Origin of the sequence: Brevibacillus brevis, from assembly GCF_900637055.1 — a bacterium.
In the GTDB taxonomy this organism is placed as follows: Bacteria; Bacillota; Bacilli; order Brevibacillales; family Brevibacillaceae; genus Brevibacillus; species Brevibacillus brevis.
Genome location: NZ_LR134338.1, coordinates 5,522,905 through 5,536,074 on the forward strand (window position 1 = coordinate 5,522,905; position 13,170 = coordinate 5,536,074).

Annotated in this window: 13 protein-coding genes; 3 read left to right on the forward strand and 10 right to left on the reverse strand. The window is 48.4% G+C overall.

Features of this window, described 5'->3' with window-relative positions:
* Position 1: 1 nt before the first annotated feature.
* The 3 genes from pcrB to EL268_RS26785 all read right to left on the reverse strand — a co-directional run bounded on the left by pcrB (position 2) and on the right by EL268_RS26785 (position 2,181).
* A complete protein-coding gene (pcrB, locus tag EL268_RS26775; RefSeq protein ID WP_106652534.1) occupies positions 2–697 on the reverse strand; it encodes a heptaprenylglyceryl phosphate synthase in 696 nt (231 codons plus the stop codon).
* Between the two features lie 17 nt (positions 698–714).
* Positions 715–1,005, reverse strand: a complete 291-nt coding sequence (locus EL268_RS26780; protein ID WP_007717484.1) for a YerC/YecD family TrpR-related protein — start codon at positions 1,003–1,005, stop codon at positions 715–717.
* Between the two features lie 120 nt (positions 1,006–1,125).
* Positions 1,126–2,181: a DUF3048 domain-containing protein gene (locus EL268_RS26785; RefSeq protein ID WP_106652533.1), complete on the reverse strand. Its 1,056-nt coding sequence runs from the start codon at positions 2,179–2,181 to the stop codon at positions 1,126–1,128.
* A gap of 180 nt (positions 2,182–2,361) precedes the next feature.
* On the opposite strand from EL268_RS26785, the gene EL268_RS26790 reads away from it, so the two are divergent.
* Together EL268_RS26790 and EL268_RS26795 are read left to right on the forward strand one after the other, a co-directional pair.
* The gene (locus tag EL268_RS26790) at positions 2,362–3,063 is read left to right on the forward strand and encodes a response regulator transcription factor (RefSeq protein ID WP_106652532.1); all 702 of its coding nucleotides are present in this window, start codon (positions 2,362–2,364) and stop codon (positions 3,061–3,063) included.
* Complete coding sequence (locus EL268_RS26795) at positions 3,060–4,475, forward strand: sensor histidine kinase (protein ID WP_106652531.1); 1,416 nt, start codon at positions 3,060–3,062, stop codon at positions 4,473–4,475. Before EL268_RS26790 ends, EL268_RS26795 begins: the two co-directional genes overlap by 4 nt.
* A 33-nt stretch (positions 4,476–4,508) precedes the next feature.
* Here the strand turns inward: EL268_RS26795 and EL268_RS26800 are convergent, their stop codons facing one another.
* Complete coding sequence (locus EL268_RS26800; protein WP_232030099.1) at positions 4,509–5,294, reverse strand: GNAT family N-acetyltransferase; 786 nt, start codon at positions 5,292–5,294, stop codon at positions 4,509–4,511.
* 127 nt (positions 5,295–5,421) lie between these two features.
* Here EL268_RS26800 and EL268_RS26805 point away from each other — a divergent pair, with 127 nt between their 5' ends.
* Complete coding sequence (locus EL268_RS26805; protein WP_106652530.1) at positions 5,422–6,921, forward strand: IMP dehydrogenase; 1,500 nt, start codon at positions 5,422–5,424, stop codon at positions 6,919–6,921.
* Between the two features lie 42 nt (positions 6,922–6,963).
* Here the strand turns inward: EL268_RS26805 and EL268_RS26810 are convergent, their stop codons facing one another.
* From EL268_RS26810 to EL268_RS26835, 6 genes are all read right to left on the reverse strand, one after another.
* Positions 6,964–8,058, reverse strand: a complete 1,095-nt coding sequence (locus EL268_RS26810) for a GerAB/ArcD/ProY family transporter (protein ID WP_106652529.1) — start codon at positions 8,056–8,058, stop codon at positions 6,964–6,966.
* A 37-nt stretch (positions 8,059–8,095) separates the two neighbouring features.
* A complete protein-coding gene (locus tag EL268_RS26815; RefSeq protein ID WP_106652528.1) occupies positions 8,096–8,329 on the reverse strand; it encodes a hypothetical protein in 234 nt (77 codons plus the stop codon).
* Positions 8,330–8,397: 68 nt separating this feature from the next.
* Positions 8,398–9,600 carry a Ger(x)C family spore germination protein gene (locus EL268_RS26820; RefSeq protein WP_106652527.1) on the reverse strand — a complete coding sequence of 401 codons (1,203 nt, stop codon included), beginning with the start codon at positions 9,598–9,600 and terminating at the stop codon, positions 8,398–8,400.
* Positions 9,601–9,652: 52 nt separating this feature from the next.
* Positions 9,653–11,164: a spore germination protein gene (locus EL268_RS26825; protein ID WP_106652526.1), complete on the reverse strand. Its 1,512-nt coding sequence runs from the start codon at positions 11,162–11,164 to the stop codon at positions 9,653–9,655.
* A gap of 133 nt (positions 11,165–11,297) precedes the next feature.
* Positions 11,298–12,272, reverse strand: coding sequence for an aldo/keto reductase (locus EL268_RS26830; RefSeq protein WP_106652525.1), 975 nt, complete (start codon positions 12,270–12,272; stop codon positions 11,298–11,300).
* 75 nt (positions 12,273–12,347) lie between these two features.
* Positions 12,348–13,154 carry a sigma-70 family RNA polymerase sigma factor gene (locus EL268_RS26835; protein WP_106652524.1) on the reverse strand — a complete coding sequence of 269 codons (807 nt, stop codon included), beginning with the start codon at positions 13,152–13,154 and terminating at the stop codon, positions 12,348–12,350.
* Positions 13,155–13,170: the final 16 nt, after the last annotated feature.

Consider the following 13,170-nt stretch of genomic DNA (forward strand, 5'->3'; position numbering starts at 1 on the left):
TTTAGTTTCGGGTTCCTTTTACAGCCTTCACAGTAGAAAGCGCAGCAGCTAAATCATCATAAATGACATTCCCAACGACAACCGTATCTGCAATCGCAGCCATTTCTGCCGCTTGCTCCGGGTTACGAATCCCTCCGCCATAAAAGAGGTGGGCTTCGCCCGCGCCTGCTTTGGCTGCCTTGACGATCGCCGGATCGCCGTATGTACCGCTGTACTCCATGTAGACAATCGGCAATCGGCAAATGTTCGTCGCTACCTGTGCGTACGCTTTGGCCTGCGAGGCATCCGCAATCGGACGTGCTTTCGTCAGCTCTGCTACGCCCGCTTCTGGATTGGCGATGATATATCCTTCTGTAATGATTTCATCCCAATGAATATAAGCACCAAACGCTTGAAGCCCCGATACATGCGGAGCAAAAATCCAGTCTGGATCGCCAGCGTTCAGTACGAGCGGGATCAAGTACGAATCAAATCCCGGCACAACCGCATCCAGCGAGGAAATCTCCAAGACAGCCGGTACTGCGTAACGACGCAATCGCGACATCAATTCGAGCGTATTGTCATAGGTCACACCGTACGTACCGCCTACAATGATCGCATCTGTTCCGGACTCGCAAATCGCCTCCAAGGCCTCGTCATCGATTGTTTTATCCGGGTCTAGTTTAAATGTATGGCGCCAGCCACGATAGTCAATCAACGTTGCCTGCCTCCTAGCTATTTTCCGATCCGCTCGAGCGCCATCTGGTATCCGTCATTTCCATAGTTCAAACAGCGTTTGACGCGGGAAATGGTCGCCGTACTTGCGCCGGTCTCTGCTTCAATCTGATTGTAAGTAAAGCCTTTGCGGAGCATTCTCGCCACTTCCAGGCGCTGTGCGAGTGACTGCATTTCGTTCACTGTGCACAGATCGTCAAAAAACTGATAGCACTCTTCCATCGTTTCCAGGGAAAGAACTGCTTCAAACAACTGTTCGAGGCCTTTCCCTTTTAATTTTTCCAATTGCATGTCTGTCACCTCTGTTATATAGTCCGTCTTTTCGAGCGGTTTCTCACTGTACAATTTTTAAGCACTAAAGCTTCAACAATTATCTTAGAAGAAACCGCCTTCATCCGCAAGCCCTAATCCTTACTGGAACTTGAGCGACTTCGACAGACCCGGTGAGTTCGGCAATATGGCCACCCATGTATTTCCTGGCAAAAGCGGTGCTTCTTGCGTCAGAGCCGCGTCCTCATAGACACGGATGACACCATTGCTACGCTTCCATTTGACCTTGCGCGCTTTTCCTTGCTGGAATAAATAACCGTCCCCCGGACCAATTACATCGACCGATAGACGCCCTTCTTTATCCAGCACACGGTGTTTGGCAGTGATGACCAACAGATTGGTCGTGGACAACTGTTTCTTGTCGCTCAAGTCCAAATGCGGCTTGCCTGCTGTGAAGCGCATGTATTTCTTTTGCTCGGCATCATATGTAAAAGCAGCTTTATTCAATGAGTGGAACGTCAGATCTACCTGTGTAGCAGGCTCGCCTTCCTTGATCTCGGCATCCTCCGGCAGGAACGTGAAGTGAGGCACCTCTGCCGTTTGACGCATCCCTTTATCCTGCATCGCTTTTTCCAAGAGCTCTGGCTTGGTATACAGGTTATGTGGCATTTTGCGGAATTTTTCTCGCCAAAAGTATTGACCGTTCGGGATTTCATCCAGATGACTGAGGTCTTTTCGCGCCAAAGTTTCCAGTGCATCCGGACTGCCTCCCGCGTGAACGAGGACCGCATCAAAGCCAGTCCCGATCTGGATAAAATAAGGGCGGATACTGCGGACAGGTCCGATTACTTCTGGTGTTTGGCTTTGGAATATCGCAAGAAAGCGGGTCATTTCCCCTTCTGACAATACCTCATAAATCATGTCCGCTTTGTTGATGCCTGTTTGTGGACGGGCGGGCGGAGCATTGTTGATCATCACCATGATCGGTCGTTTGCTCCCCAGATTTTCGTGACTGCCAAGTCCTGTCATCGGTGCCTTATACGCATATTGGATGGGCTGATTCGTTTCCGGTGGCGTTTGCACAATCGGATCAGGCATCTGCGGACTCGGTTGGGTGTCCACCGGCTTTTGACCGCAGGCCGTAGTTAAGAGCATGAAGGCTAGTACCATGAGAGACGATTTGACTGTTCGTTTCATATGAATCGCTCCTTTCCATCTCTCGTTGTTGTTTTTTCCCCTGTTTCTTTTTCCAGAAGGATACAGGTGAATCCTGCTTCCACACGTTTTCCACGATTCTCATACGTCCGTGCCACACATCTTGTTTTTGGCTATGCTACAATATTGATATAAAACAGATGCAAAGCGAGGCCGAAATCCATGAATACCCCCTACCTCGTCTATCTGGTGGACGATGAAACGAACCTGTTGGAGCTGCTGCAATCCTATTTGCAAAGTGCCGGATTGCAGGTGAAAGCGTTTTCTAGTGGCAAGGACGTCTTGCCGTTACTTGATGAAGAAACACAACCACATCTGTGGATATTGGACATCATGATGCCCGACATCGACGGCTACGAGCTCTTGCGCCTTATCCGCGAAAAGTCGAATGTACCCATCATCTTCATCTCTGCTCGCGATCAGGATGTCGATAAAATCATCGGACTGGAACTGGGCAGCGATGACTACTTGGCGAAACCATTTCTACCACGTGAACTGGTCATCCGTGCGAAAAAGCTGCTACAGCGTACCTATGAGAAGTCCAATGGCACTGCTTCCTCTACCCAAACTTTCCAAGATTGGGTAACGGTTGATCCTTATATGATCTCAGAAAAAGGCAGACAAGTAAAAGAAGGCGACGAACTCATTGATCTAACTACAAAAGAATTCGAGCTAATCGTCTACCTTTTGCACAATCAAGGTCTGGCCTTGAATCGCGAGCAGATTCTGACTTCCATCTGGGGGGAAGACTACATCGGCTCAGACAGGGCTGTCGATGACTTGGTGAAGCGTATCCGCAAGAAAATGCCCAAGTTTCCATTGGAGACGGTCTATGGCTTCGGCTACCGTATGACACGTCTATGAGCAAATTCCGACTGAAAAACCTGCCGATATCCAGGCAAATCCTCATTTTGTTCATGATCCTGACAAGCGTCCTCGGGGTTGGCCTTGGTATCGGGTATCCAATGGCTGTCAAACAGTACCTGGTCTCCAACACTTACTCGCTCTTGGAAGAAGAGTTTTACACCTTATCTCAGCATATCTCCTTCAACGAGCATAATGAGCTGCTGCCTGTCCCGGCTGCGGCCCCTTACTTTTTACAGCTCTTGCTCCAACGTTATGAGTACTCATTTGATATGATCGTCTATGCTGAAAACGGTCAGGAGCTGGGTCGCCGGAGCAATACCAATGGCCGCATTCCGTATGAGGATACCAAGGAGCTGTTCCTAAAAGCAGCCACATACCCAAGCCAAAAGCTGCAGCATGGTTCGCTGGACCGTGGAGCCGAGAGCTATTTGTTCGTCAGCAAAAAAATGGACTACCACGGCTTCCCTTACTACATGGTGCTGTTCTCCAAGGAACAGGAGCTCAACCAGATCAACTCGATTTTGACACGTCAGTTTTTACTCGTGTTTGGTCTGCTGCTGCTCGTAAGCTGGCTGTTGGCCGTGTGGTTTAGCGGGTATTTGAGCAGACCGCTGCGCACACTTGAAGAGTTGTGCAAAAAGATCGCCCGTCGTCAGTTCGATATCCCGCTTGCGATGGATCGCGGAGATGAGATCGGACAGCTCGCCCGCTCTTTCGATATGATGAAAAACCAACTGAAGGAATACGACGAGTCGCAGCAGCATTTTGTCCAAAATATTTCCCATGAGCTCAAAACACCGATTATGGCGATTCAAGGATATACGCAAGGACTCATCGAAGGCGTCTTCCAGGGACCTCAGGCTGAAAAAGGACTTTCTATCATCATGGAAGAGAGCAAGCGCCTCGAAAAGGTCGTCGGACAGCTCTTGTACATCACGAAGATCGAGTCTGTCTCCCAAATGATGCAAGTCGACCGCGTCGACCTGTCAGAGATGATGCACCTGTTGAAACAGCGGCTCTCCGTGCTCAATCCGCAAATCGAGTGGGAGTTAAATCTGGCAGCTGACTTGATCGTAGAGGGAGACGGCGAGCAATTGAGCACTGCGTTCGTCAATATCATGGAAAATCAACTGCGCTACGCCAAAAGCCGACTGACTATCACAGGAAGACACGCGGGAAAAAGCGTCGTCGTCGCGATTTCCAATGATGGGCCACCCATTGAGGAGGCGCTGCTGCCGAATTTGTTCCAGCGTTTCCGCAAAGGAAAGTCGGGCAAGCATGGGCTTGGACTTGCGATTGCCCGTGCCGTCTTGGAAGCACATAAAGGGACGATCGATGCCCGCAACGATCCAGATGGACCTTGCTTTACGATGATTGTACCTGTTGAATTTAAAGGCCGATTAAATTGATAGGAGGGGACACTTGTCCTCTCTTTTTCTATTCTAAAGGACAAATTCAATAAAAGCGTAAGAAGATACCGTGACAAAACCGAGCTTCTCATATACGTGCATCGCAGTCGGATTATCCGCAAAGACCATCAAATAAACATTCGCAGACTTCTCCAAGCCGATCCGGGAAATATCTGAGCTGATTTGCGTACCCAACCCTTTTTGCCAATGATGAACAGATGTTCCAATGTTCCCGATTTCTACGTAGGCTTCGTCATAGACATGAAAGCCTGCTACGGCCATTGGCTCGCCATCTTCCGAAAAGAGCGCGATGTGCGGCATTTCGGCTACTTCCTCCGCCCGGAAACTAATCATGCCGAGCTCTGCCGCCATATCCTCCACGATCTGTGCTTCGGATAACTCCAGTATTCGTGATTCGCCCACAGGTAAAAGACGCTCTGGATCTGTAAGTTTCATCAGACGCATGGTACGTGTGGCGAGTATATTCGGAATCTGTACGCGCGTCAGGAGAGGCTCTGCTAGTGCAATCACGCCCTTTTGTCCATCTGACAGGCTGCCGTCTAGCACTTCTTTCATATAGGAGAGTATCGGCTCCACCTCGTAATTTTTCTCCCCCTCTACTACATGAAGAGAAAACGCATGAAACGGCATCCCTTTCAAGTAAGACCCGATGACGGTTACTTCTCCCTGAACGCTGTCCGTTACGACGACGCTCCTGTCCGTTCGCACGTACATATTCCCGTACAAAATGTACGAATCTTCTAACGAAATTTGCCCCAAAAGCTGGCGTTGTTCATGACCTGTTCGCAATTTTAGCAAAGAAATCTCTCCTTCTATCGATTCCCTATTGACGTTGTCGTGCTTCGCGGTTAACATGGTAAAAATTTCTCTGTTTAAAGAGGCAGTTCAAAAAATGGAGACCAACTTCACCTAGGAGGAGAGAATCGTGGCTTTTTATTACACAGAACCATCTCGGACGTTTAATGAGTTTTTGCTGTTGCCAAATCTCACCACAAAAGAATGCACTCCGAACAATGTGGACTTATCCACTCCGATTACCAAGTATAAAAAAGGTGAAAAGCCTGCCATCACACTAAACATACCGTTCTCATCCGCAGTCATGCAAGCAGTTTCCGACCATCATATGGCGGTCGCATTGGCTAGATGTGGCGGTATTTCGTTTATTTTTGGCTCCCAGTCCATCGAGAGCCAGGCAACCATGGTTCGCAAAGCAAAAGGCTACAAGGCTGGTTTCGTCGTTAGCCGCTCCAACCTGACACCAAGCCATACGCTGAAAGACATTTTGGAATTGAAAGAGGCGACAGGCCACTCCACCGTTGCCATTACGGAAGATGGTACGGCAAAAGGCAAGTTGCTCGGAATCGTAACCGGACGCGATTATCGCATCAGCCGCGACTCTTTGGACAAACTCGTCAGCGACATCATGACACCATTCTCGAAGCTGATCTATGGCAAATCCGGCATCACGCTCTCCGAAGCCAACGACCTGATCTGGGAGCACAAGCTCAACTGCTTGCCAATCGTAGATGAAAATCAAAATCTCGACTTCCTCGTTTTCCGCAAAGACTACGATTCCCGCAAAAACAATCCGCTGTCCCTCTTGGACGCGAACAAAAGCTATATCGTAGGTGCTGGTATCAATACAAAGGACTACAAGGAGCGCGTCCCTGCGTTGGTGGAAGCAGGCGTTGATATTCTGGTCATCGACTCCTCCGACGGCTTCAGCGAATGGCAGCGCGAGACGGTTCAATATGTAAAAGAAAACTTCAATGTTCCGATCGGTGCAGGTAATGTCGTCGATAAGGAAGGCTTCCGCTACCTCGTGGAATCGGGCGCAGATTTCATAAAAGTAGGGATTGGCGGCGGCTCCATCTGCATTACCCGCGAGCAAAAAGGAATCGGACGCGGTCAAGCCTCTTCCCTCATTGAAGTGGCAGCAGCTCGCGACGAGTACTTCAAGGAAACAGGCATTTACGTTCCGCTCTGCTCTGACGGCGGAATCGTACACGACTACCACGTGACACTGGCTTTAGCTATGGGTGCAGACTTTGTCATGCTGGGCCGTTACTTCGCTCGCTTCGACGAAAGCCCGACCAAAAAAGTGAAGATCGGCAACAACTTCGTGAAAGAATACTGGGGAGAAGGCTCCAACCGCGCTCGCAACTGGCAACGCTATGACACTGGCGGAAAAAGCAGTCTCGTCTTTGAAGAAGGCGTAGACTCCTACGTCCCATACGCGGGAAGCCTGCGCGAGAACATGGACCGTACCTTGAGCAAAATCAAATCGACCATGTGCAATTGCGGTTCGCTCTCCATCTCAGAGCTTCAACAAAAAGCGCGGATCACCGTCATCTCTGCTACCAGCTTGGTAGAAGGCGGCGCACATGACGTTATCTTGAAAGAAAGCAGCATGGCTGCTGAGTAAGACAATGAATTCGTAGTCACAAAAAAACAGTCTGCCGCACTTCTAGCAGACTGTTTTTTTTCTTCTTAGGGCCCCCACACTCAATAAGAGAATGGGCAAAAACAAACCGTACGTTAGGGAATAAGGCATCCAAATTTCCGAAACAAAAGTATCAAAATAAGGGCGGTTAGGCATCGTCGCCAATGCCACCACGATCATGATCATCCCCAGCGGAAGTGTCAATTGGCGATAATCCCGCAACCCCAGCGTATATGCGATTCCACGGCTCGTCGCATAAAAGCAAATGGTAATTTTGACAAAGAGCGTAATAAACCAAATGACGGCCATCAACACTTCGATTCGCTCAAAAAAATTACCGATACTGATTTTTTGCGCAAGTGTATAGCTCGGGTAGGCGAGCAGTACGGTAATATCAGCACCCAAGACCAAGATTGCCACAGACGTAATCATTATCAGGAAGAAATTAGAAAAAAGGCTGCCCAAGATATACGCTTTGGCGGCACTCGCTGGCCGCTTTACCAAGGGAAACATTACGATCAGAATGACTGTTTCCAGCAAATAACCCATGTACCGGAAGTTCCCCCCAAATACAGGCGCCATGCCATGCGCAAGGACAGGCTTCACATTTTCTATTTTGATCTGGGGGGAGATAAATACGATTAAGACAAAAAACAGCAACAGAAAATACGGAAACAACAGCTCACTTACCCGAGAAAAGGCTTCTGCTCCACTGCGAACCCCCATGACGATGATTACTGTAAAAAGGACAAGAATAATTTCAATGGGGGTCTCCTGCATAATCTGTGTCGTGACAAAATCGCCAATCTCCATCAGCATGAGCGAAGCGTCGATGAAGAAATAAGTGATAAACAGGATAGCCACCACTTTTCCCAACCATTTTCCCAATATATCCTCACTGTACTGAAAGATCGACTTGTTTGGGTAGCGCATGCTAAGCGAAACATACAGATAAGTCAAAAGAAAGCCTTCCCCCCACCCTATGAGGGCGGAGAGCCACGCATCTTGCTGGGCAGCGGTTGCAGTAAGGGAGGGAACGTACAAAATCGCGTCGCCAATTGCAAAAAGCGTCACGAGTATCATAAATTGCCTTGCGCTAATATGACCGTTGTCAATCAATTCCTCTCGCTCCCCCGCCTCGCTGCTGGCTACTGCTTCATTCCACAATTCCAAAAATGAAGTCGCTGAATGGTTTATAGACAAATGTGATCCAGTCCAACGGGTTCGGAATGTTGGCCTCAAGCGATTCGGCTATGCCAAGTCCCGTCCCGACTACAAGCAAAATGAAGAAAACCAGCAATTCCTTGTTCATCGCGTTCTTTCTCAAATAAGGCACCTCAACGAGGGCAATCAGTAGGCTGATCAGCAAAATCATTATGATGGTCCACATGCTATGCGGCGCACCTACTTTTTCGCTGGAATACCTTTACCATTTCCCCAGATGGAAAAAGTTATGCTCTAATCCTTTTTTATGAAAGGAATAAACGAATTGCCCACCTTTCCTGTCCGCCTGAGCCTGACGTCCACTTTTACCTTCACGTTCAGGTCGGTGAATTTGGAATCCCAATCTTCCTTTACCTTCTTCCAGCCTTTAGGGTCATTGTGGTAGATCGACTGCCCAAATCCCAAAACATCGGAGTGGTATTGCTTTTGCGTTTTATGGATGGCACTTACGATTTTCTCCCTGATCCTCTTTTCCACATCCGCCTCCAATTTGTATATGGTTTGGGGATTGGACAAATCTTTCGGACACGCCACCTCGCCTACATTCCCTTCTGCCGAAACACTGACTTCTATTTGCGGATTGCCATTCTTCACCTTCCCGTTGACCGTTGTTTTGCTCCGAATGATCTCAACGACGATTTTATGTTTTTTGTCACAAGGAATTTCTTCTACTGTACTGTCCACTTTGTCTGTGATATAGCTGAATCCGATGCTTTCCTCTTCGTTCAACCAACCCAGCAGCTTATCTTTTTTGAAGACCCCAATGTCCTGGTACCTCAACAGATTGGGCTGGCTATCTTTTTGGGAGCTTATATCGGTTGAACCCGTACGTACCTTCCCTTTCAGCGTAGCGCCTACCAAAACCGGCTCTACACCTTCCCGGAGCAAATCAGCAATGACTTCATCCAATCGCATGGAGACAATCGACCCCCAGGCTTTCTCTCCCGTTTCCAAGCTTTTATAGAGCTTCGTCGCGGGGATTTTTTCCAACGGGTCGATCATGCTGAGGATTTGAAGAGCTGTTGTATCCTTCGCCAGAATGACATAAAAATCGGGTCGAACCTCATGATCGCGAAATAACAAGTCCAGTGCTTCTTTTATCCCTTCTCTTGCTACCTGCTCCCCCAAAACCAGCACCTGGATATGGGAAAAATACAGCCTTCTGGGCGTTTCCGTTGTCATTCTCCGGATTCCCTCAAAAATGCTCGATCCCCGCATACTGTAAGTGGCAACAGCTGATTGACTTATCTTCCCACTTTCAGTTGAGGCTACCGCTCCAGGATTGACGATTTGGGCGGAAATCACATATTGCCCGTCAATCTTGTCGATACCTGTCCCCATGACGATCGCCAAATCATTCAATTCTCTACGATTCCAGCAGCCTGTCATCAAAACGAGAAGAGTCAGGGCCAGGAGGAACACACCTTTTCGTTTCATGCCGTCTCCACCTCGGCTAATAATTTATCATCACATCGGCACGATACTTGCGCTATATTTTACTTTTTCGTTCTCTGACGCTGTTTTTCTGGCGCAAAAAATGGGGACGCGTATGCATCATCCAGATCGGAATCCGAAGCAGCGTATCCTTTTGATCAGACAGATTCATAGGGGCAAGCGGAGCCATATACGGGACACCAAACGAGCGCAAGGTGCACAGGTGAATGCACAAGGTGATCATTCCCACAAATATGCCGATAAAACCAAAGCTAGCGGCAAGTGCGATCAAGCCGAACCGCAACAGTCGAATCGGAATGGACATGGAAAAGGAAGGGAAGACAAAGCTGGTGATAGCCGTAATGGAAACGACGATGACGGTAGCGGGTGAAACCAGTCCTGCCTGCACGGCAGCTTCCCCCAATACGAGTGCTCCTACGATGGAAATCGCGGATCCAACCGCCCTCGGCATGCGTACCCCTGCCTCTCGCAGCATTTCAAAAGTAAACTCCATTAACATCGCCTCGACTGCAGCAGGGAATGGCACTCCTTCACGCTGGGCAGCAATGCTCATGATTAGGTTGGTTTGCAGCATTTCCTGATGAAAGGTGGTAATGGCGACATAAATGGATGGACCGAGCAAAGCGATAAAGAAAGAAATGAGCCGCAAAATACGAAGGATCCCAAAATCCGCACGCATGTAATAATCCTCTGGAGACTGGAAGAATTGGACAAAGACAGCTGGTACCAACAAAACAATCGGTGTACCGTCCACCAGAATGGCGACGCGCCCTTCCAGCAGCCCGGCAGCCACCGAGTCTGGACGCTCCGTATTGTAAATCGTCGGAAATGGAGTAAAGGTATGATCCTGAATCATTTCCTCGATGTTCCCGCTCTCCAAAATACCGTCGATCTTGATCTGCCCCAGCCGCTCTCTCACTTCTTCTACTACGCTATCCTGCACGACTCCTTTTATATACATTATCGCGACTTTGGTTTGAGTCATCTCCCCAATCTGTACGGTCTCCAACCAAAGATTGCGATTATTGATCCGTCGGCGTACCAATGCCGTATTGGTCCGGAGGTTTTCTGAAAACGCTTCTCTGGAGCCGCGGACCACCGTCTGCACGGAAGGCTCTTGTACCCCACGATCTTCCCACTGTTTCGTATTGATGATAAAGCCGTATGTATATCCCTCTACCAGAATAACGGTATCACCGGTCAGTATCGCATCATACAAATGGTCAAAGTCATATACCTCTTCCACTCCACCCATCGTTAGCAGGAAATCCTTCATGAGCAGCAACGGCTCTACTTCCCGCTCGGCCTCTGTAGGGATAACCGTTTTTCTTGCATGGATCATGATAGACTCCAGGAAGGTGCTAATCATGTTTTTATCGACCAGACCCTCTGTGTACAAAATTCCCACCAGTAACTGATCGATGGCCTCAAGACGCACTTGCCGCGTCACAAGGTCTGTGCTGTTGCCCAGCTCTTTCTTCACCTTTTCCAGATTTTCGTCCAACGAGTAATGAAAGGGCGCCGCTTGTTTTACTGAATGGATCATCTCAAATCACTCTTTTTCCAGTTCGGGATATGTTTACTATCCCTCATGGCTTTGGGGTCTATGCTGAACACAAAAAAGCCCCCTTAAGGGAGCCTTTGGAACTGGCTGTATTAATCGACAGTTGTCACCATTGTTACGGCAAACGATATACGGCAAATGGTTCCCCGTTTCGATACGTGTCACTCAATCGGTCCAGCTCTGCCAAGGTCGCTTCATCCAACGTTAACGCTGCACTTTGCAAATTATCCGTAAGCTGTCCTACACTGGTCGCACCTACGATCACCGAAGAGACAGCCGGCTTGTGCATGAGCCAAGCCAAAGATAGCACACTGGAGGATACACCAATACCCGCCGCTACCTGACTGATTTTGCGTCCAAACTCCAGCTTGTCTTCGCTCAGCAACCGGACAAAACGCGGCTCCTTGTCCGCACGCGAACCAGCTGGGGCCTGTTCTGCGGAGGTGTATTTGCCTGTTAAAATTCCGCCAGCAAGCGGGAAGTACGGAATGATCCCCACCCCCTGGTCAAGACAAAGCGGTACGAGTTCACGCTCCGGTGTCCGATCTGCCAGCGAGTAGCTGACCTGCGTCGATATGTAACGATTCAGCCCTTCCCGCTGACTGATGCCAATTGCCTTCATCAATTCCCAGGCCGCATAGTTGGAAGCACCGATGTAACGCACTTTCCCAGATCGAACCATGTCATCTAGTGCGCGAAGTGTTTCTTCCAAAGGCGTCTCTGGATCAAACGTATGAATTTGATATAAGTCCACATAATCGGTGCGCAAACGCTTCAAGCTGTTCTCCAGCTCCAGCATGAGGTGGTAACGCGATGAGCCTCTTTGATTCGGTCCTTCGCCTTTTACCAAACCAGCCTTCGTCGCTAAAACGACGTCGTGCCGCTTCCCTGAAAGCGCCAGCCCGATGATTCGCTCCGATTCTGTTTGCGTGTAAATATTTGCCGTATCAATAAAGGTAATCCCGTTTTCGATTGCGGTATGAATGATGTTTACAGACGTTTGCTCATCCGCACGCCCTCCGAATGAGTTCGTGCCTAATCCCAATGCTGATACCTTCAATCCACTGCCACCGAGTCTGTAGTATTTCATATTGTGATCGACCTCTTTTCATAATAGGTGTGCTCTTCCATTATCTCCTATTTAGGCGGGAATTGAAAAATAAGATTAGGAAAGTTTATTTTTCGAAATATTCTGAATTTTTTTCATGGTTCTTGATACACACATTTGGGATACATTTAAAAAATCTGCCGTTTGCGTCTGATTGTAGCCTGACATCCTTAATTGCAGGACTTGCCACTCTTTTGATGAGATTTGATTTTGCAGTTGCGCAAGCATTGCAGCAACATATAACTTGTCCAGCACGTACTCCTCCACGTCACGTCCTTCATCCTTTAAGACATCCATAGCGGTGGCAGCTTCATTGCTAGAAGCGGCTCCATTCAAGTATGGCTCCTGTAAATACTTCACAGGTCTACCGACATCCAGCGCTTTTTTGATCTGTTCTACATTTTCACCCAACAGTTCGGACAGTTCTTCCATTGTAGGGAGATATCCCAGGTCTGTTTCTATTTTACTTATCTGTTGGAGAATCGTTGTTGCCGTTCTAGTCGGTCGTACAATATGTCCGCTATCTCGCAAAAAGCAGTTGATCTCCCTCACAATCGTGATGACAGCAAAGGATGAAAACTTCACGCCTCTTGCAATATCAAAGGCTTTGATAGCTTTGATGATTCCCATTCTCCCCAATTGCAAGATATCTGCTTTTTCCAAGCAATATTGCTTCACTAATGTCTCCGGCTTTCCGATATATTTGTGCACAGAATGCCAAATGAGATCTTCATTTGCGAGTATTACTTCACCGAGATACTCACTGTCTTCCTTGCAGCGGCGAATATTCTCCATGTTATACAAGGAGTATTGTTCTTTTTTCTTGCCCAATCTCTGTTTTACGAACACGGCATGTTCACTCATAATACCTCCTCCCAGC